This is a genomic window from Lichenibacterium dinghuense (genome assembly GCF_021730615.1).
Taxonomy (GTDB): domain Bacteria; phylum Pseudomonadota; class Alphaproteobacteria; order Rhizobiales; family Beijerinckiaceae; genus Lichenihabitans; species Lichenihabitans dinghuensis.
Map to the genome: position 1 here is coordinate 3813335 of NZ_JAJLMN010000001.1, position 19755 is coordinate 3833089.

Consider the following 19755-nt stretch of genomic DNA (forward strand, 5'->3'; position numbering starts at 1 on the left):
CGTCCGAACTCGACGGCATCAACGCCGACGCGGGACGTTCGGCGCGCCCATCGTCGATCTTATGAGACGGCGGCGATCGGTCTAGCGTGCCGCCGCCACGGGGTCAAAGCGCCGCTGCGGCCCGTCCCCCGTCGCGCGCCGCCGCCGCCTCGGCCACGGCGAGCACGCGCCGCGCCGCGTCCGCGTGGAGCCGTTCCACCATGCGTCCATCGATCCGCATGACGTTGACCGAGGCCGCGTCCGTCCGGTCGAAGGCCTCGACGATGCGCCGCGCCGCCGCGACCTCGCCGGCCGAGGGCGCGAAGGCCGCGTTGCAGGCCGCCACCTGGTTCGGGTGGATGCAGGTCTTGCCGTCCATTCCGTAGTCGCGGCCCTGCGCGGCCTCGGCGGCGAGGCCGTCCGGGTCGTCGAGGCCGTTGAACACGCCGTCGATCACGTCGAGCCCGTGGCAGCGCGCCGCCGCCACGCAGGCGCCGAGCCAGACGAGCAGCGTTTCCCGCCCCGGCCCGACGCGCACCCGCAGGTCCTTGGCGAGGTCGTTGGTGCCGATCACCAGCGCGTCGAGCCGCGAGGCGGGGTCGGCGGCGGTGCGGGCGACGTCGGCCACGCCCAGCACCGCGGCGGGGGTCTCCACCATGGCCCACAGCCGCACCGTTTCGGGCACCTCGGCGCGCGACAGGTCCTGGGCGGCGAACATCACGTCGCCCGGCCGCTGGACCTTGGGCAGCAGCAGCGCGGCGGGCCGGGCCGCCGCGGCCGCCATCAGGTCGTCGCGGCCCCAGGGCGTGTCGAGCGCGTTGACCCGGACCACGACCTCGCGGTGGCCGAACCCGCCCTCGCGCAAGGCCTCGACGGCGGCGCGCCGCGCGGCGGGCTTCTCGGCCGGGGCGACGGAGTCTTCGAGGTCGAGCACCACCGCATCGGCGTCCACCGTGCGGCACTTGGCGACCGCCCGCGCGTTGTTGGCCGGGACATAGAGCACGCTGCGGCGCGGACGAACGATCATGGGTGCGAATCCGTCATGGGACCGCCATAAAGCACGGCGTTCCGCCGGCGGCCACCATCGGATCCGGGCGGCGGCGGCGGCGGACGACACGGCAGGGCGAGGGACACCATGACGCGCATCACGGCATCGATCGACATCGCGGCCCCGCCCGAGGCGGTGTGGAAGGTCCTGATGGACTGGGGCCGCTACGGCGAATGGAACCCGACGCTGCGCGCCATCGCCGGGCAGGCCCGCAAGGGCGGCAAGATCACCGTGTCGATCGCCTCGCCGGTGGGCACGCTGCCGATCGACGCCGTCGTGACGCGGCTCGCCACCAACTCCGGCATCACCTGGCACAGCAAGATGCGCCTGAACGGCCTGTTCGACCGCGACCACATCATCGAGCTGTCGCCCGACCCCGTGGGCACGCGCTTCGTGCAGACCCAGACCTTCTCCGGCATCCTGGCGCCGGGCGCCTCCGTGGTGGCGACCTCGACGGTGCGCGATGGCTTCGAGAAGATGAACGCGGCGCTGAAGGAGCGGGTCGAGAACGGCGCCTGACGCGGGGGCCGGCATCGAAGCGCCCCGGCCCTTCGCGGGGCTCGGGGCGGCGTCCCGAAGGCCTGCGGCCTTCGGATCACCCTTCCGTGATGGTCGCGTGCGCCGCCGTCCCGTCCGTGCCGACGCCGCGGAAGAAGGCCGCGCCGAGCGCGTCGAGCGCCGTCGCGACCCGGACGTGGCGGCCGTTCGGGCACAGCTTCTCGACGGAGTCGAAGCCGATCCAGCCGAGCCTCTCGACGTAGGCCTCCGACCAGGCGTGGGCCGCGGAGCCCGTCCCGCGGCCGTCGCGCAGCAGGTAGCCCGTGACGTGGCGGCACGGCAGCCCGAGGTGGCGCGCCGCGGCGGCGAAGATGTGGGCATGGCTCGACGCGTCGCCGACCTTGGCCGCGAAGGCGCCGGCGGCCGTCGGGGCCACCACCGGCGCGCCGGGCTCCGGCGGCTTGTCCTCGAAGGCGATCTCGCCGTGCACCGCGTGCATCAGCGCGTGGAGCTTGCCGAGCGGCTCCGGCTCGGACTCCGTGGCGCGCTCGGCGAACTGGCGCAGGCCGGCGTCGAGCGCCGTCAGCTCCGTGTCGCGCAGGTAGATGTCGAGCGGCAGGCGCTCGGCCCCGCCGCGCACGATGCCGGCCGCGTCGTAGGTCTCGACCTGGCACACGGACGTCACCGTGAAGCCGTCGAGCGGCCCCGCGGCGCTGAACGAGTGCGTGACGTTGCCGAAGGCGTCCTGGCCGACGCGGAGCGAGCAGTCGATGTCGGCGTCGATGCGCACCCCCGTGACGTGCTGGCCCTCGTGCGAGCGCGGCGACAGCCGCAGCAGCACGGTGAGGTTGCGGGCCGGCGCCGGGAAGCCGAACCGGATGTCGCTGCGGATCCTGAGATGCATGGGGCGGTCTACACCAGATATTGTTCGCTGATGCTCGCGCCGAGCCGGTTGTTGTCGTCGATGAACGTGGTGATGAACTCGTGGAGGCCGTCCTGGAACAGGCCGCCGATCGAGGCGTTCTCAAGCTGCGCCATGGTCTTGCGGGCGAGCCGCTGCGCCCCGCCCTGGCGCCCGTAGGCGCGCCCGAGCGAGTCGAGGCACGACACGATGTTCTCGTAGCAACTGAGCAGCGAGCGCGGCATCTCGGAGCGCAGGATCAGGAGGTCGGCGATCAGCCAGGGCTTGATGCTTTCCCGGTAGATCCAGTGATAGGCGGTGAGCGCCGACACGGTGCGCAGGATCGCGGCCCACTGGAAGTAGTCGAGGCTGCCCCCCACCGTCTCGGTGTCGGGCAGCAGCACGTGGTACTTCACGTCGAGGATGCGGGCCGTGTTGTCGGCGCGCTCCACGAAGATGCCGAGCCGCGCGAACCAGAAGGACGGGTCGCGCAGCATGGTGCGGATCATGGACCCGTCGAACAGGAGCGAGGTCTGCTTCACGAAGTCGAGGAAGCGCGGCACCTCCTCGGTGCGGTCGGAGCCGCTCTTCAGCGCGTCCTCGAACTTCTTCAGCTCCAGCCAGGCGCCGTTGATGGCTTCCCACATCTCGGCCGTGAGCGCGGTGCGGACCGCGCGCCCGTTGGTGCGCGCCGCTTCGATGCAGTTGCGGATGGAGGACGGGTTCTCGGCGTCGAAGGTGAGGAAGTCGACGACGGTGTCGGCCTCGGCGGTCTCGTGCTTCTGGTGGAACAGCTCCGACACGCCCGAGGATTCGAGCGCGCTTTCCCATTCCGTGCCGTGCTCGTTGTAGGCGGTGGGCAGCGCGGACAGGCGCTGCGCCGCCTCGATGGTGCGGGCCAGGAACTCGGCGCGCTCGATATAGCGCGCCATCCAGAACAGGCTGTCCGCCGTGCGCGACAGCATGGTGAACTTGCGCGTCGGCCGCTCCATCGCGACCGCGCGGCCGAGGGTCTGGGTCATGCCGCCCATGGTCTGGGGCATGCCGCCGTTGCCCATGGTCTGGGCCGTGTCACCCGTCACGCGCGATCTCCGTCGTCCACGATCCATGTATCCTTGGTGCCGCCGCCCTGGCTCGAGTTCACCACGAGCGAGCCTTCCTGCATGGCGACGCGGGTGAGCCCGCCCGGCACCACGCGGGCGCCCCGCGCGCCCGACAGCACGAAGGGGCGCAGGTCGACGTGGCGGGGCGCGATGCCGCTCGTCGTGGCGGTGGGGCAGGTGGACAGCGCCAGCGTCGGCTGGGCGATGAAGTTGTCGGGGTCGTGCCGGAGCTTGGCCGCGAAGGCGTCGATCTGCGCCCGCGTGGCGTGGGGGCCGACCAGCATGCCATAGCCGCCCGAGCCGTTCACCTCCTTCACCACCAGCTCCGGCAGGTGGTCGAGCACGTAGCCGAGCGCGTCCGGCTCGCGGCAGCGGTAGGTCGGCACGTTCTTCAGCTTCGCGTCCTCGCCGAGGTAGAAGCGGATGATGTCCGGCATGTAGCTGTAGATGGCCTTGTCGTCCGACACGCCGGTGCCGACCGCGTTGGCGAGCGTCACCGAGCCGGCCTGATAGGCGCTCATCAGCCCCGGCACGCCGAGCATCGAGTCGGGCCGGAAGGCGAGGGGGTCGATGAAGTCGTCGTCGAGGCGGCGGTAGATGACGTCGACGCGCTTCGGCCCCTCGGTGGTGCGCATGTAGACCACGTCGTTCTCGACGAACAGGTCGCGCCCTTCCACGATCTCGATGCCGAGCTTGTCGGCCAGGAACGAGTGCTCGTAATAGGCCGAGTTGAACTGGCCGGGGGTGAGCAGAACCACGACGGGGTCGCGGTCGGCGGTGCGGGGCGTGACGGAGCGCAGGGTGGCGAGGAGCTGGTCCGGGTAGTTCTCGACCGGCGCCACCCGGTGCGCCGAGAACACCTCGGGGAAGAGCCGCATCATCACCTCGCGGTTCTCCAGCATGTAGGAGACGCCGGACGGCGTGCGGGCGTTGTCCTCCAGCACGTAGAAGTCGTCGGCGTCGATGCGCACGACGTCGATGCCGGCGATGTGCACGTAGACGTCGTGCGGCACCTTCACGCCGATCATCTCGGGGCGGTAGTAGGGGTTCCGGTACACGAGTTCGGGGGGCACGATGCCGGCCCGCACCACCTCGCGCGGGCCGTAAAGGTCGGCGAGGAACATGTTCAGCGCCTTCACGCGCTGGATCAGCCCGGCTTCGAGCCGCGCCCATTCGGACCGGGCGATCAGCCGCGGCACGAGGTCGAAGGGGATCAGCCGCTCGGTCGCGTCCTTGTCGCCGTAGACCGCGAAGGTGATGCCGATGCGGCGGAACAGGAGGTCGGCCTGGGCGCGGCGCGACGCCAGCAGGCCCGGCGGCACGTTGCCCAGCCAGTCGGCGAGCCGCCGGTACACCTGGCGGGGAGCTCCGCCCGCCTCGCTCATCTCATCGAAGAACCGGGATTCGACGGGCACTCGGGGACTCCTCGCGATGCGGCGCGCCGCAGAGTTTCGCAAAGCTTATGCCATGCAAACGGCCCGGATCTATGGGAAAACAACCCTGCGGCTCTCGACCGGAGGGCGAACGGGAAGGGCAGGGGATGGCCGAGGACGCGCGGGCCGCCGCCGCGACGGCGGGCGCGACGGTGGGCTTCTACGCCGCCCTGCCGGTGGCGCGGGACTTCGACGCCGCCGTGGAGGCGGACAGCACTGCGCCGCTCCCGGACGACTGGGTGCTGGGCCTGGCCGACGTGGTGACCTCGACGCGCGCGCTGGAGGAGGGCCGCTACAAGGCGGTCAACACCGCGGGGGCGGCCGTGATCTCGGCCGTGTCCAACGCGCTGGGCACGCTCGCCTTTCCGTTCGTGTTCACCGGCGACGGGGCCGCCTTCGCGGTGGCGCCGGGGGACGCCGGGAAGGCGGCCGAAGCCCTGGCCGCCACCGTGGCCTGGGTGGGGGCGGAGCTCGGGCTCGCATTGCGCGCCGCCGCAGTGTCGGTCGGAGCGGTGCGGGCCGCGGGGGCCGACCTGCGGGTCGCGCGCGTCGCCGCCTCGGAGAACGTCGACTACGCCATGTTCACCGGCGGCGGCCGCGACTGGGCCGAGCGCGAGATGAAGGCGGGGCGCCTGGCGCTGCCGCCGGCGCCCGCTGGCGCGCGGCCCGACCTCAGCGGCCTCACCTGCCGGTTCCGCCCCATCGCGGCCGCCCACGGCACGGTGCTGTCGGTGATCGTGAAGCCCGTGGGCGACGCGGCGAGTCCCGGCTTCGTGCGGGCCTGCTCGGACGTGCTGGCGCTGGCCAGGACGGCCCCGCGCGGCGGCCATCCCGTGCCGGTCGGCGGCCCGCAACACCGCTGGCCGCCCGGCGGGCTCGACATCGAGGCGCGGCTCCACCGCGGCCTCGGCCGCTCGCTGACGGAAAGCCGGCTGCGCACCGCCGCCCGATCCGCGGTGCACACGTTCTTCTTGCGCACCGGGCTCCGGGCCGGGGGCGTCGTGCCGGCCGACTACCGGCGCCAGCTCGTCGAGAACTCTGACTTCCGCAAGTTCGACGACGGGCTGATGATGACGATCGACTGCCCGCCCGCCACCGCCGACGCCATCGCGGCCCGCCTCGCCGCGGCGGAAGCCGAGGGCGTCGCCCGCCACGGCCTCCACCGCCAGGGCGAGGCGCTCGTGACCTGCATCGTGCCCGCGGCCGGGCGGCCGGACCACGTGCATTTCGTCGACGGCGCGGCCGGCGGCTACGCGGTCGCGGCGGCGATGCTCAAGAGCAAGGAGGCCGAACCGCACCCCCTGCCTTCCGTTTCGGCAGGCACCCGCGGCGGGCGGGCAGGATGACCGGAACGCGGGCAGGCCGGGGCGGGGCCGCCCGAGGGCGCGTCGAAAATGTGTCGCGCCGCGGCTGTGACGGACGCCATGGAACGGAAGGGCGCGGGTCTCGATTTGGTTAGCACAGTCGATGGTTCCCGCTTAGACTGCAACGCAGACCGTCCGTCGCCGCATCGGTCCGAGGAGCGTTCCATTCAGACGACCCCCGACAAGATCCAAGCCCAGACGGACGCGAGGCGCCCCGCGCCGGACATCCTGAGGGTCGAAAACCTCCGGGTCGGCTTCGCCATGCAGGGCGGCCCCGCCGAGGTGGTGAAGGGCGTCAGCTTCCGGGTTCCCGCCGGCAAGACCGTGGCGCTGGTGGGCGAGTCGGGCTCCGGCAAGACCGTGATCTCGCAGACCATCATGGGGCTGCTGCCCAAGAACGGCCTCGTGCTCGGCGGCCGGGCGATGTTCACCGACCCGAGGACGCCGGACGCGCCCGTCGACCTCGCCACGATGACGCGCGACGGGCCGGAGATCCGCAGCCTGCGGGGCGGCCGCATGGGCATGATCTTCCAGGAGCCCATGTCGTCGCTGTCGCCGGTCCACACGATCGGCAACCAGATCCGCGAGAACCTGATCCTCCACCGCCAGACCTCCACGGAGGAGATGCGGGACGAGGTGCGGCACATGCTGAAGCTGGTCGGCTTCAAGGACCCCGACCGCGCCTACAAGATGTACCCGTTCGAGCTGTCGGGCGGCCTGCGCCAGCGCGCCATGCTGGCCATGGCGCTGATCAATGGCCCGGCCCTGCTGATCGCCGACGAGCCCACCACGGCGCTCGACGTCACGATCCAGGCGCAGGTGCTCAACCTCATGCGCGACCTCCAGTCGGAGCTCGGCATGGCGATCCTGCTCATCACCCACGACCTCGGCGTGGTGGCCAACATGGCCGACGAGGTGGTGGTCGTGTACCACGGCGAGATCACCGAGGCCGGCACGGCCTCCGACCTGTTCCGCTCGCCGCGCCACCCCTACCTCAAGGCGCTCCTGAAGGCGCTGCCGTCCTTCGACATGAAGCCCGGCGAGCGGCTCGTGTCGCTGCGCGACAGCGGCGCCGACCTCAAGGTGCTGGCGCCGATGCGCCGGGGCAAGCCGGCCTCCGCCCAGGCCGGCGGGCAGGACGCGCCGCTGCTGTCGGTCCGCAACCTGCGCAAGTCCTACACGGTGAAGTCGGGCGGCTTCCTGAAGTCGCGGCGCTCCTCCGTCGTGGCGGTGGACGACGTGTCCTTCGACATCCGCCGCGGCGAGTGCCTCGGCCTCGTGGGCGAGAGCGGCTGCGGCAAGACCTCCGTGTCCAAGCTGATGATGCGGGCCATGAAGCCGGACCGCGGCTCCATCGCCTTCGACGACGGCAGCGGCCCGGTCGACGTGCTGGCGCTGAAGGGCGAAGCGCTGCGCGCCTTCCGCCCCCGCCTGCAGATGATCTTCCAGGACCCCGTCTCGTCCCTGTCGCCGCGCATGACGGTGATGAACATCATCAAGGAGCCGCTGGAGATCCACGGCATCGGAACCGACCGGGAGCAGACCGAACGCGTCAAGGAGCTGATGGCGGCGGTGGGGCTCGACCGGCGCTTCCTCAACCGCTACCCGCATTCCTTCTCGGGCGGGCAGCGCCAGCGCATCTCCATCGCCCGCACGCTGGCGATGAACCCCGACCTCATCATCTGCGACGAGCCGGTGTCCGCGCTCGACGTGTCCGTGCAGGCGCAGGTGCTGAACCTGCTCAAGGACTTGAAGCGCGAGCTCGGCCTCACCTACCTGTTCATCTCCCACAACCTCGCCGTGGTGGACTACATCGCCGACCGCATCGCCGTCCTGGCCCACGGCCGCATCGTGGAGCTGGCGCCGCGCCACCTCCTGTTCTCGAAACCCGTCCACACCTACACCAAGGCGCTGATCCGGGCCGTGCCCTATCCCGACCTCGACCGCCCGCTCGACCTGCGCCTCATCGCCTCGGGCAGCGCGTCCGACCCCACCAACTGGGCGCCGGAGTTCCGCGACGAGGGCGACCCCGCGAGCCTCGCCCCGATCGACCTCGGCGACGGCCACATGGTGCTGGCCCGCCCGAGCGTCGGCCGGCGGGAGCTGCTCGCGTCATGAGGGCGATCCTCGCCGCCCTGGTCGCGGCCGTCCTCGGCCTCGCGGTCCTGCCCGCCCCGGCGCTGGCCGGAAACGCGATCGAGAAGGTCGAGGATTCGGCGGCCCCGGCCATACCGCCCGCGGTGGACGACGGCGCCGAGGGCGCGCCGGCCTCGACCCTGCCGATCCCGACGCCGGTCGAGACGCCGTTCTTCGCCGACGCGGTGGCGGCCGGCAAGCTGCCGCCGGTGGCGGAGCGCCTGCCCCGGACGCCCCGCGTGGTCGACCTGCCCGCCATGGGGCGCCAGACCGGCCGGCCGGGCGGCACCTGGCGCATGCTGATGAGCGACCAGCGCGACCTGCGCTTCATGACGGTGTTCTCCTACACGCGCCTCGTGGTCTTCGACGAGAAGCTCCGCCTCACCGCCGACATCCTGCAGAGCCTCGACAACCAGGACGACAAGGTCTTCACGCTGCACCTGCGCCCCGGCCACAGGTGGTCGGACGGGCAGCCCTTCACGGCCGAGGACTTCCGCTACTGGTGGGAGGACTTCGCCAACGACAAGAAGCTGTCGCCCTCCGGCCCGCCCCTGGCGCTGATCGCCAACGGCAAGCCGCCCCGCTTCGAGGTACTCGACCCCGAAACGGTGCGCTACACGTGGGACGACCCGAACCCGGGCTTCATCCCCGCCATCGCGTCGGCGAACCCCACCTTCATCTTCATGCCGGCGCACTACCTGAAGCAGTTCCACGCCAAATATGCCGACAAGGACGAGCTCGCGAAGCTGGTCAAGGCCGCCAAGGTGTCGGGCTGGGTGGCGCTGCACGAGCGCAAGTCCCGCCAATACCGGGGCGACAACCCCGACCTGCCGACCCTCGATCCCTGGCGCAACACCACCTACGCCCCGGCCGAACAGTTCCGCTTCGAGCGCAACCCGTATTTCCACCGCGTCGACTCGGCCGGGCACCAGCTCCCCTACTTCGACGGCACCACGCTGACGCTCGGCACGCCGACGCTGATCCCCGCCAAGACGGCGGCGGGCGACGCCGACATCCAGGCCCGCTACCTGAACTTCGAGGACTACACCTTCCTCAAGGCGGGCGAGAAGGTCCACAACTACTCGGCGCGCCTGTGGGAGGACGGGCACGGCGCCTTCGCGGCGCTGTTCCCCAACCTCAACGCCAAGGACGAGACCTGGCGCAATCTGAACCGCGACGTCCGCTTTCGCCGCGCCCTGTCGCTCGGCATCAACCGCGCCGACATCAACAACGTCCTGTTCTTCGGGCTGGCGCGGGTCAGCGCCGACACCGTGCTGCCGCAGAGCCCCCTGTTCAAGCCGGAGCTGGCCGAGGCCTACGCGACCTACGACGTCGCGAAGGCCAACGCGCTGCTCGACGAGGTCGGCCTCACCAAGCGCGACACCGACGGCACGCGCCTCCTGCCCGACGGGCGGCGGGCCGAGATCACGGTCGAGACGTCGGGCGACAACCAGATCTACACCGACATCATGGAGCTCGTGGGCAGCGACTGGGCCAAGCTCGGCATCCGCGCCTACGTGCACCCGTCCCACCTCGACATCTTCCGCCAGAGGATCGCCAGCGGCAGCACCGTAATGTCCATGGACGTCGGCATGGACAACGCCGTGCCGACCGCGGAATTCGAGCCCAACGCCCTCGCGCCGACCCAGGACTCACAGTACCAGTGGCCGGAGTTCGGCCTCTACGTGCAGTCGTCGGGCAGCGAGGGCCGGCCGGCCGACATGCCCGAGGTCAAGAAGCTCGAAGAGCTGTGGCAGGGCTGGCGACGCGCCGACAACCTCGCCGAACAGCGGGCCGTGTGGCGCGACATGCTGCAGCTCAACGCCGACCAGGTCTTCGCCATCGGCGTGGTCAACGGGACGCGCCAGCCCGTGGTGGTGTCGAACCGCATCAAGAACGTGCCCGAGACGGCGCTGTGGTCGTTCCAGCCGAGCTCCTACTTCGGCCTCTACATGCCCGACACCTTCTTCTACGCCGACAGCAAGGGCTGACCCGATGGCCCGGCCCCGGAGCGTCCCCGCATGCTGAGATACCTCGTCCGGCGCGTGCTGATCATGGTGCCGACGCTGTTCGTCACCAGCGCGCTGATCTTCACAGTGATGAGTGCCGCGCCGACCAACTACTTCGACAACCTCGTCGAGGAGATGCAGGCGCAGGGCGAGAAGGTTGACCAGGCGCGCATCGACTTTATGAAACACGAGTACGGCTTCGACAAGCCGCCGGTCGAGCGCTACTTCTGGTGGGTGGGGGGCCTGCTGCACGGCGACTTCGGCTATTCGTTCGAGTACCAGCTTCCCGTGCGGCAGGTGGTGGGCGACCGGGTGTGGCTGACGATCCTCCTGTCCTTCTCCACCATCGTCTTCACGTGGCTCGTGGCCTTCCCGATCGGCATCTATTCGGCCACGCACCAGTATTCCTGGGGGGACTACGGCCTGACCACCATCGGGCTGATGGGCCTCGCCATCCCGCACTTCCTGCTGGCGCTGATCTTCCTGTATTTCTCGAACCAGTGGTTCGGCCTGTCGATCGGCGGCCTGATGGACCCGAAATATTTCGACGCGCCGATGAGCTGGGGCAAGTTCACCTCGATCCTCAGCCACCTGTGGATCCCGGTGGTGATCATCGGCACGGCCGGCACCGGCTCCATGATCCGAGCCGTGCGGGCCAACCTGCTCGAAGAGCTCCACAAGCAGTATGTGGTGACGGCGCGCTCGAAGGGGCTGAGCCCGTGGCGGGTGCTGTTCAAGTACCCCTTCCGCATGTCGCTCAACTTCTTCATCTCGGACATCGGCTCGATCCTGCCGTCCGTGATCTCGGGCGGCGAGCTCGTCGCGATCGTGCTGTCGCTGCAGACCACGGGGCCGCTGCTGATCCGCGCGCTGCAGAGCCAGGACATCTACCTCGCCGGCTCCTTCCTGATGCTGCTGTCGACCCTGACCGTGGTCGGCGTGCTGGTGTCGGACGTGGCGCTGGCCTTCCTCGACCCGCGCATCCGCCTCCTGGGGGGATCCACGAAATGAACGTCCAGCTCCCGATCGCGCCGGTGCCGGGCGCGCCGCTCGCCCATTACGTGTCCGACAAGCCCTTCGACGTGGGCGCCGTCTCCAAGCTCACGCCCCAGCAGGAGCGGATCTATTTCGCGTCGCAGTGGCGCTTGATGTGGTGGAAGTTCAAGCGCCACCGCCTCGCCGTGGTGGCGGCCGCCTTCCTCGGCGTGCTCTACGCGACGCTCCCCGTGTCGGAGTTCATCGCCCCCTACGACGCCAATACCCGCCACACGGACTTCATCCGCGCCCCGCCGCAGGGCGTGCACCTGTTCGACGGCGACCGCTTCGTCGGCCCCTTCGTGTACGGGCTCGATTACCACCTCAACATGGAGAACCTGAAGCGCGAATACACGGTCGACACCGGCCGCGTGCAGAAGCTGCGCTTCTTCTGCCGGGGCGACGACTACCGCTTCTGGGGTCTGATCGCGGGGAGCTGGCACGTCTTCTGCCCGCCCGCGGACGGGCCCGTGTTCCTGTGGGGCTCGGACCGGCTCGGGCGCGACCTGTTCTCGCGCATCGTCTACGGGGCGCGCATCTCGCTCACCGTCGGCCTGATCGGCATCTCGATCTCCTTCCTGCTCGGCATCACCATCGGGGGGCTCGCGGGCTATTATGGCGGCTGGTTCGACCTCGTGAGCCAGCGCCTGATCGAGATCATCCACTCGATCCCGCACATCCCGATCTTCCTGGCGCTGGCGGCGATCATGCCGGCCTCGTGGAGCCCCATCCTGGTCTACTTCGGCATCACGCTGATCCTCGGCATGATGGACTGGACGAGCCTCGCCCGCGCGGTGCGGGCCAAGCTGTTCTCGCTGCGCGAGGAGGACTACGTGCTGGCGGCGCAGCTCATGGGCGCGCGCACGCCGCGCATCCTGCTGCGCCACCTCATCCCGGGCTTCATCTCGCACCTGATCGCCTCGGCCACCATCACCATCCCGTCGATGATCCTCGGCGAGACGGCGCTGTCCTTCCTCGGCCTCGGCCTCAGGCCGCCCATCGTGTCCTGGGGCGTGATGCTCAACGAGGCGCAGAACATGAACGTGGTGGCGCTGTATCCCTGGCTGCTGCTGCCCGTGGTGCCGGTGATCCTGGTGATCCTGGCGTTCAACTTCATGGGCGACGGCCTGCGCGACGCGGCGGATCCCTACTCGTCTTGAGGATCGCCTTCCACGCCCCCCTGAAGGCGCCGGACCATCCGGTGCCATCGGGAGACCGGCAGATGGCGCGGCTGCTGCTCGCGGCGCTGCGCGCGGGCGGCCACGCCGTCGAGGTCGCGTCGGCCTTCCGCTCCCACCTGTCCGCGCCCGACCCCGAGCGCATGCGGGCCGTCGAGGCCGGAGCGGAGCGGGAGGCGGAGCGCATCGCCGCCACCTGGGACGCCGCGGGGCCGCCGGACCTGTGGTTCTGCTACCATCCCTACTACAAGGCGCCGGACCTGCTCGGGCCCCGCCTCGCGGCGCGCTTCGGCCTGCCCTGTGCCGCTGCCGAGGCGTCCCACGCCGGCAAGCGCGGGCAGGGGCCCTGGGCGGCGTGGCATGGAGCCAACGAGGCGGCCCTGCGGGGGAGCGACCTGCAGGTCTGCTTCACGCCGCGCGACGCGGACGGGTTGGACGGCCTCGTGCCGCCCCACCGGATCACCATGCTGCCGCCCTTCCTCGACGCCGGCCCGTTCGGCGCGGTCGAGCGCGTCCCGCGCGCGCGGGGCCGGTGCGAGATCGTCACTGTCGCCATGATGCGGGCGGGCGACAAGGCGCGGTCCTACACCTTCCTGGCCGCCGCGCTCGAAGCGCTGCCGGCCGGCCTCGACTGGCGGCTGACCGTCGTCGGCGCCGGGCCGGAGCGGGAGGCCGTGCGGGCGGCCTTCGCCGGCCTGCCCGAGGGGCGGGTCGCCTGGACGGGCGAGCGCGATGCGGCCGGGGTCGCGGCCGCGATGGCGGAGGCCGACCTCTACGCCTGGCCCGGCTTCGGCGAGGCCTACGGGGTGGCCTATCTCGAAGCCGGCGCCGCGGGCCTGCCCTCGCTCGCCATGGACTGCGGCGGCATCGCGAGCGTGGTCGAGGACGGGGCGAGCGGCGTGCTGACGCCCGAGGGCGACCGCGACGCCTATGCGGCGGCGCTGGCCGCGCTGATCGGCGACCCCCTGCGCCGACGGGCGCTCGGCGCCGAGGCGCGGCGGGCCGTGCTGGGCGAGCGCACGGTGGAGCGGGCCGCGGCGGTGCTGTCGCGGGCGCTGGCGAGGTTGGGGCCGCGAAGCCGGGGTGAGCCCATCGCGTTGCCGCGGGGGACGCCTCCGTGATAGTTCTTGTTCGAGGATCGAGGGCCGGGCCGTGAACGTCGAGCTGAAGCCGGAGAGCGCTCGTTGGGTCGAGGCCGAACTGTCATCCGGCCGCTTCGAGACGGCGCAGGACGCCATCGATCATGCCGTCGCGCTCGCCCGGTCGGGTGCGATCCGGGCCGAGATCGAGGCCGCAGACGCCGCGGGGGGCGAGTTCACCAGCGAGGAGGTCCTGAGCTACGTGGATCAGCACCTCGCTTCGATCTTCCCCGATCGCCGTGGGTGATGCCGACACTCGTATTTCGATCCGCCGCCCGGCACGACTTGGCGGAGATCGCGGCCCACATAGCGCGAGGATCGGGTGACCGGGAGACGGGTCGGCGTTTTGCAAGAAGGCTCGACGACCATTGTCGACGGCTCGCACGCCTGCCGGGCCTTCTGGGCCGGCCCCGTCCAGAGTTCGGTCACGGCTATCGCACGAGCGCCCACGAGGGCCATCTCATCGTGTTCCGATACGCGGACCTCGAAGGCCCACGGAGCCACCTCATCGTGATCCGCATCCTCGATGGCCGTCGTGACCTGGGGGCCGTGTTCTCCGAGCCTGAAACCGACCTATGAACCACGCTGACTTCGCTCCCGCCCGCGACGCGCTCGACCGCGCCCACGCCGACGGGCGCCGGATCGACGTGTGGCTGCGCGACGACGACTGCGTGGCCGTCACCCCGGCGCTGGAGCGGCTGGCGTCGCTCTGCGGGGACGTCGGCCTGCCGATCCTCCTCGCCGTGATCCCCGCGCCCGCCGAGGACGCGCTCGCGCCCTGGGTCGCCGCGCATCCCGCCGCCGTGCCCTGCCAGCACGGCTTCCGCCACGCCAACCACGCGCCGGCCGGGGAGCGCGCCCGCGAGCTCGGCGGCCGCGCCGTCGAGGCCGTCCTCGGCGAGTTGGCGCAGGGGCGCGAGAAGCTGAAAGCCCTGTTCGGCGACGCGCTGTCGGGCGTGCTGGTGCCGCCGTGGAACCGCATCGACGCGGCGCTGATCCCGCACCTGCCCGGCGCCGGCTACGCGGCCCTGTCCTGCTTCGCGCCGACGCCGGATGCCTCGCCCCTGCCGCGGCTCGACAGCGACCTCGACATCGTCGACTGGCGCGGTGGCCGCGTCGGACGCCCGCCCGGCGACCTCGCGCGCAAGGTCGCCGGCGTCGTCGCGGGCGGCGACCGGCTCGGCGTCCTCACCCATCACCTCGCCCACGACGGCGCGGCCTGGGCGGGGCTGGAGGCCCTGCTGGACGTGCTGGCGGCCCACCCGGCCGTGCGCTTCACCTCGGCGGGGGCGCTGCTTCAGGGCTCCGCGTAGACCGAGCCGTCCTCGGCGCGGGCGGGATGCTCGACGTAGCGCCCCTCCGCCGGCACCGCCACGGCGTCGAAATCCCGCGCCAGGGCGTCGAGCCCCGCCAGCATGGCCTCGCCCGCCATGGCGCGGCCGTGGCCGGTGACGACCAGGGCCGGGCGGAGCGCGGCGAGCCGGACGACGGAGTCGCGCGAGGCCGCCCAGTCGACCGTGAAGTAGCGCGGCGGCCCGTGGATCTCGGGCGCCTGCACGGCCGTGGCATAGGCGGATTCCGGGGCCGTGGTGACGAAGGCGTCGCCGACGATCAGCGCCCGGTCCTCCTCGCGCCACAGAGACACGTGGCCCGGCGCGTGGCCGGGCGTGTGAATCCAGCGCCAGCCCTCCATCTCGGGCACGCTGCCGTCCTCGGGCAGGGGGCGGAGCCGGCCCGACACGTCGACGGGCTTCGTGGGGTAGAGGCCGGCCAGGCTCGCCATCAGGCCGCCGCCGACCGACGGGTCCCCGGGCGGATAGGCGCTGCTGCCGTCGAGAAAGGGCATCTCGAGCGGGTGGGCGTAGACCGGCACGTCCCAGGCGGCGACCAGCTCCTCCAGTGCGCCGACGTGGTCGAAGTGGCCGTGGGTCAGCACGATGGCGGAAGGCCGCGCGCCGGGGCCGAAGCGCGCCGCCGCGGCGGCCTCGATCAGGCCCCGCGTGCCCATCACCCCGGCGTCGACCAGCACCCAGCCGCGGTCGCCCGCGCTCATCTCGCCGACGAAGACGGCGTTGACCATGGCGAGGCGGCGGTAGGCGATGTCCGGCGCGACCTCGCGCAGGCCGTCCCCGCCGTCGTGCTCCTCGGCGCGGGCTTCCGGGCCGATGGGGATCTGCTGCGTCATGGGGTGCTCCCGCCGGCAGAGGCGCCGTTTCCGGTTCAACCCCTCGGATTCAGCGCGGGGTCCCGGCTGCCGGACTCCGGCCCCCTCGGGCCGCCCTCGGTCCCGCGGCGCTTCGCCGTGTGGAAGCCCTCACCCCCCGACCTTCGCGCCCCGGCCGTAGAGCAGCAGCATGGCGAGGATCACCGCGCCGTAGATCACTTGGCGCCCGGCGTCCGGCATCTGTACGACGGACAGGATGGACTGCAGCAGCGTGATGAGGATGACACCGGCGGTCGTGCCGAGATAGGTGCCGCGCCCGCCCAGGATCGAGGTGCCGCCGAGCACCACGGCCGCGATGGCGGGCAGGAGGTAGCCGTCGCCCATGCCCTGGTAGGCCTTGCCGCTGTAGCCGGCCAGCAGCGCACCCGACAGGGCCGACAGCCCGCCCGACAGCGCGAAGGCGGCGAACGTCACCCGGCGCGTCCGCACCCCCGACAGGTAGGCCGCGGCCTCGCGGTTGCCGACCGCGTAGACGGCGCGGCCGTAGGTGGTGCGGGACAGCAGGAAGGCCGTCGCGAGCCCGACGGCGAGCCACACCCACACGGCGTTGGGCACGGGCCCGAGCGCCCGGCCGGTGGCGAGCTCGCGCATCAGCGGCGTCGCCATGTCCTGCGGGGCCGAGCCCCCGGTCTTCAGCACCATCAGGCCCTGCGCCACGGCGTCGACCCCGAGCGTGAAGATCATGGAGGGCACGCGCAGGTAGGCCACGCCGACCCCGTTGACGAGGCCGAAGCCGACGCCGCAGAGCACGCCGAAGGGGATCGCCAGGGCCGAGCCCAGGGCGCCGTGGCCGGCCGCCGCGGTCGCCATCATGCCGCCCACCGTGACGATCCAGGGCACCGACAGGTCGATCTGGCCGAGCAGCACCACCACGGTCATGCCCGTGGCGACGAGGGCGAGGAAGCTCCCCACCTGGAGCTGCTGGAGCAGGTAGTCGGGCGACAGGAACTGGCGGGAATACAGGCTGCCGACGAGCAGCAGCGCCACGATGCAGCCGAAGGCGGTGGTGACCGCGGGATCGAAGCGTCGGCGCCGCGGGGCAGACGTCGGGGCCGGTGACGGCGCCGCCGTCGCGGGGGTCCTCGGGGCGGTCATGATCCGAACAGCTCCAGCCGGTTCCTCATCCGCAGCAGGCGCACCGAGCCGAGGCTCACCGCGCCGAGCAGCACGAGGCCGAGGAACAGCGGCTGCCAGAGCGGGTCGAGGTCGAAGACGAAGAGCAGGTCGTTGATGGTGCGGAAGATCAACGCGCCGAACACGGCCCCCACCGCGCTGCCGGCGCCGCCGAACAGCGACACGCCGCCGATCACCACCGCGGCGATGGAGTCGAGCGTGTAGGTCGAGGCGTTCGACGCCGAGGCCTCGCCCGAATAGGTGAAGAAGGCCAGCATCAAGCCGCCCATGGCGGAGAACAGCCCCGCCATCGCGTAGGCGAGGAGGCGCGCCCGGCGGATCGGCAGGCCCGACAGGTAGGCCGAGGCCTCGGCCGAGCCGACCGCGTAGACGGCGCGGCCGAGCAGCGAGCGGCGGAACGGCACCCAGACCAGCAGCATCACGAGGAGCAGCACGACGGCGCTCGCCGGCACGCCGCCCGCGAGCTGGCCCGTCACGGCGTCGGCGAGGTTGGAATCGACGTCGCCGCCCGGCTCAGGCCGCAGCGTGAGCGCGAGGCCGAAGTAGATGGCGCCGCTGGCGATGGTCGCCACGATGGGCTGCAGCCGCCCGTAGACGACCAGCGCCCCATTGGCGAGGCCGCAGGCGAGCCCCGTGCCGAGCACGGCCAGGACGCCGAGCGCGATCCATGCGGGCGAGCCCGTCACCAGCACGGAGGCGAGGCAGTTCGCCAGGATGAACACCGCGCCGACCGACAGGTCGATGCCGGCCGTCAGCACCACGAAGCACTGGCCCACGGCCACGAAGGCCAGGAGCACGCCCTTGTTGGCGGCCGTCTGCACCACGTTGGCGCTGAAGCCCGCGGGGTGGTTCAGCGCGTAGACGGCGAAGAGCAGGACGAAGACCGCGACGGCGAACAGAGTCGCGCGCGCGTCGCGCAGGCGGAAGGCGAGGTCGCTCACGGTCCCGCTCATGCGGCTTCCGCCCCCTCCATGTTGAGCGCGCTCGCCACCAGCGCGCGCTCGGTGATGGCCTCGCCTTCGAGCTCGCGCACGACGCGGCCGCCGTAGAGCACCAGCACGCGGTCGCAGCAGCCGATCAGCTCGGCATAGTCGGTCGAATACAGAAGCACGGCCGCGCCCTCGGCCGCGAGGCGGCGCAGTAGGCGGTAGATGTCGGCCTTGGTGCCGACGTCGATGCCGCGCGTCGGGTCGGCGAGCAGCACCACGCGCGGGCGCGTCATCAGCCACTTCGCCAGCACGACCTTCTGCTGGTTGCCGCCGGACAGGGACGCCACCGGCACGTCGAGGTCGGCGGCCTTGATGGCGAGGAGTTGCACCATCTCGTCGACGGCGCGCGCTTCCGCGGCGCGGTCGACCACGCCGCCGCGCGACACACGGCCGAGCGAGGCGAAGGAAAGGTTCTCGCGCACCGACATGGGCAGCATCAGCCCCTCGGTCTTGCGGTCCTCGGGGATCAGCGCGATGCCGTTGCGCGCCGCCTTGGCGTCGGCGGGGCCGCCGAGCGCGACGGTGCGGCCGTCCACCAGCAGCTCGCCGCTCGTGCCCCGCAGCACGCCGAACAGGGCGAGGAGCAGCTCGCGCTGGCCCTGGCCGTCGAGCCCGCCGAGGCCCACGACCTCGCCGGGGCGGAGCGCGAGCGACACGTCGTGCAGCCGCCCGGCCCAGCCGAGGCGCCGCGCTTCGAGCACGGGCGGCCGATCCCGCGGCACCGGCGGTGGCTTCGGCGGATAGGCGTGGGCCTCGTCGCGGCCGATCATCATCTCGACCACCTGCGCGTCGGTGCGCGTGCCGGCCGGGAAGGTCGCCACGTTGCGGCCGTTGCGGAACACCGAGCAGTCGTCGGCCAGCTCGGCGATCTCGCCCATGCGGTGCGAGATGAACACGAGCGCGAGGCCGTCGCGGCGCAGCTCCTTCAGCACCCGGAACACGGACGCGACGTCGCGCGCGGTGAGCGCCGAGGTGGCCTCGTCGAGGATGAGGAGCCGCGGCCCGCGCGCCAGCGCCTTGGCGATCTCGACGAGCTGGCGGCGCGACAGCGGCAGGTCGCGCACGAGCGCGAGGGGGTGGATGTCGGAGGCGCCCGCGCGGGCGAGCAGCTCCTCGGCGCGGCGGCGCTGGGCGCGCCGGTCGACGAGGCCGAAGCGGCGCGGCGGGTCGGCGACCAGCACGTTGTCGGCCACCGACAGGTCGGGGATAAGCGACAGCTCCTGGAACACGCAGACGACCCCGGCCGCCGCCGCCGCGGCGGGGTCGGCGAAGCGCACGGGCGCGCCGTCGAGCCGCATCTCGCCGGCGTCGGGCTGCACCACGCCGGCCATGCACTTGATGAGACTCGACTTGCCGGCGCCGTTCTCGCCCAGCACGGCGTGGATGCGCCCGGAGCGAAGCGCGAGATCGACGCCGTCGAGCGCGCGCGTGGCGCCGTAGCGCTTGGCGATGCCGGACAGGGCGAGGAGGGGTGGGGGCGCCGGGTCGGTCGAAGCGCCTTGGCTTTCGATCATGCTGAAGCGGCTTCCCTGAGTCTCGCGCGATGCTGGCCGTCTCCCCTCTCCACAGGGGAGAGGGGAGATGC

Annotated in this window: 18 protein-coding genes; 10 read left to right on the forward strand and 8 right to left on the reverse strand. The window is 71.9% G+C overall.

The genetic code is table 11. The annotated features are described in order from the left end of the window. Nucleotides 1-103 precede the first annotated feature (103 nt). Nucleotides 104-1006: an HpcH/HpaI aldolase/citrate lyase family protein gene (locus L7N97_RS18190; protein ID WP_237479709.1), complete on the reverse strand. Its 903-nt coding sequence runs from the start codon at nt 1004-1006 to the stop codon at nt 104-106. Nucleotides 1007-1114: 108 nt separating this feature from the next. Between L7N97_RS18190 and L7N97_RS18195 the strand changes: the two genes are divergently transcribed. Beyond that, nucleotides 1115-1546, forward strand: coding sequence for an SRPBCC domain-containing protein (locus tag L7N97_RS18195; protein WP_237479710.1), 432 nt, complete (start codon nt 1115-1117; stop codon nt 1544-1546). A 76-nt stretch (nt 1547-1622) separates the two neighbouring features. On the opposite strand, the gene L7N97_RS18200 is transcribed toward L7N97_RS18195, so the two are convergent. The 3 genes from L7N97_RS18200 to L7N97_RS18210 form a co-directional block, all read right to left on the reverse strand. After that, nucleotides 1623-2429 (reverse strand): transglutaminase family protein, encoded by an 807-nt coding sequence (locus L7N97_RS18200; RefSeq protein ID WP_237479711.1) that lies wholly within the window; start codon nt 2427-2429, stop codon nt 1623-1625. An 8-nt stretch (nt 2430-2437) separates the two neighbouring features. Next, nucleotides 2438-3391, reverse strand: a complete 954-nt coding sequence (locus tag L7N97_RS18205; protein ID WP_237482294.1) for an alpha-E domain-containing protein — start codon at nt 3389-3391, stop codon at nt 2438-2440. 113 nt (nt 3392-3504) lie between these two features. Continuing rightward, nucleotides 3505-4914, reverse strand: a complete 1410-nt coding sequence (locus L7N97_RS18210; protein WP_237482295.1) for a circularly permuted type 2 ATP-grasp protein — start codon at nt 4912-4914, stop codon at nt 3505-3507. A 155-nt stretch (nt 4915-5069) separates the two neighbouring features. On the opposite strand from L7N97_RS18210, the gene L7N97_RS18215 reads away from it, so the two are divergent. From L7N97_RS18215 to L7N97_RS18250, 9 genes are all read left to right on the forward strand, one after another. Continuing rightward, a complete protein-coding gene (locus L7N97_RS18215) occupies nt 5070-6308 on the forward strand; it encodes a DUF3095 domain-containing protein (RefSeq protein ID WP_237479712.1) in 1239 nt (412 codons plus the stop codon). Nucleotides 6309-6512: 204 nt separating this feature from the next. Beyond that, nucleotides 6513-8444 carry an ABC transporter ATP-binding protein gene (locus L7N97_RS18220; RefSeq protein ID WP_309242869.1) on the forward strand — a complete coding sequence of 644 codons (1932 nt, stop codon included), beginning with the start codon at nt 6513-6515 and terminating at the stop codon, nt 8442-8444. Beyond that, nucleotides 8441-10453: an ABC transporter substrate-binding protein gene (locus L7N97_RS18225; RefSeq protein ID WP_237479714.1), complete on the forward strand. Its 2013-nt coding sequence runs from the start codon at nt 8441-8443 to the stop codon at nt 10451-10453. Before L7N97_RS18220 ends, L7N97_RS18225 begins: the two co-directional genes overlap by 4 nt. Nucleotides 10454-10483: 30 nt before the next feature. Beyond that, a complete protein-coding gene (locus tag L7N97_RS18230; protein WP_237479715.1) occupies nt 10484-11482 on the forward strand; it encodes an ABC transporter permease in 999 nt (332 codons plus the stop codon). Further along, entirely contained in the window at nt 11479-12666 is a 1188-nt protein-coding gene (locus tag L7N97_RS18235) for an ABC transporter permease (protein WP_237479716.1), read from the forward strand. Before L7N97_RS18230 ends, L7N97_RS18235 begins: the two co-directional genes overlap by 4 nt. A 62-nt stretch (nt 12667-12728) precedes the next feature. Beyond that, nucleotides 12729-13805: a glycosyltransferase family 4 protein gene (locus L7N97_RS18240; protein WP_309242817.1), complete on the forward strand. Its 1077-nt coding sequence runs from the start codon at nt 12729-12731 to the stop codon at nt 13803-13805. 31 nt (nt 13806-13836) lie between these two features. Then, the gene (locus tag L7N97_RS18245; protein ID WP_237479718.1) at nt 13837-14070 is read left to right on the forward strand and encodes a hypothetical protein; all 234 of its coding nucleotides are present in this window, start codon (nt 13837-13839) and stop codon (nt 14068-14070) included. Further along, complete coding sequence (locus tag L7N97_RS30565; RefSeq protein ID WP_428981003.1) at nt 14070-14402, forward strand: type II toxin-antitoxin system RelE/ParE family toxin; 333 nt, start codon at nt 14070-14072, stop codon at nt 14400-14402. The genes L7N97_RS18245 and L7N97_RS30565 overlap by 1 nt, the downstream gene beginning before the upstream one ends. Further along, entirely contained in the window at nt 14399-15136 is a 738-nt protein-coding gene (locus L7N97_RS18250) for a polysaccharide deacetylase family protein (RefSeq protein WP_237479719.1), read from the forward strand. Before L7N97_RS30565 ends, L7N97_RS18250 begins: the two co-directional genes overlap by 4 nt. Here the strand turns inward: L7N97_RS18250 and L7N97_RS18255 are convergent. The 4 genes from L7N97_RS18255 to L7N97_RS18270 form a co-directional block, all read right to left on the reverse strand. After that, complete coding sequence (locus L7N97_RS18255) at nt 15121-16008, reverse strand: MBL fold metallo-hydrolase (RefSeq protein WP_237479720.1); 888 nt, start codon at nt 16006-16008, stop codon at nt 15121-15123. The two genes, L7N97_RS18250 and L7N97_RS18255, sit on opposite strands and share 16 nt — an antisense overlap. A 129-nt stretch (nt 16009-16137) precedes the next feature. Further along, nucleotides 16138-17142, reverse strand: a complete 1005-nt coding sequence (locus L7N97_RS18260) for an ABC transporter permease (RefSeq protein ID WP_237479721.1) — start codon at nt 17140-17142, stop codon at nt 16138-16140. After that, the gene (locus L7N97_RS18265; RefSeq protein WP_255721689.1) at nt 17139-18134 is read right to left on the reverse strand and encodes an ABC transporter permease; all 996 of its coding nucleotides are present in this window, start codon (nt 18132-18134) and stop codon (nt 17139-17141) included. The genes L7N97_RS18260 and L7N97_RS18265 overlap by 4 nt, the downstream gene beginning before the upstream one ends. Continuing rightward, the gene (locus L7N97_RS18270; RefSeq protein ID WP_237479722.1) at nt 18131-19684 is read right to left on the reverse strand and encodes a sugar ABC transporter ATP-binding protein; all 1554 of its coding nucleotides are present in this window, start codon (nt 19682-19684) and stop codon (nt 18131-18133) included. The genes L7N97_RS18265 and L7N97_RS18270 overlap by 4 nt, the downstream gene beginning before the upstream one ends. Nucleotides 19685-19755 lie beyond the last annotated feature (71 nt).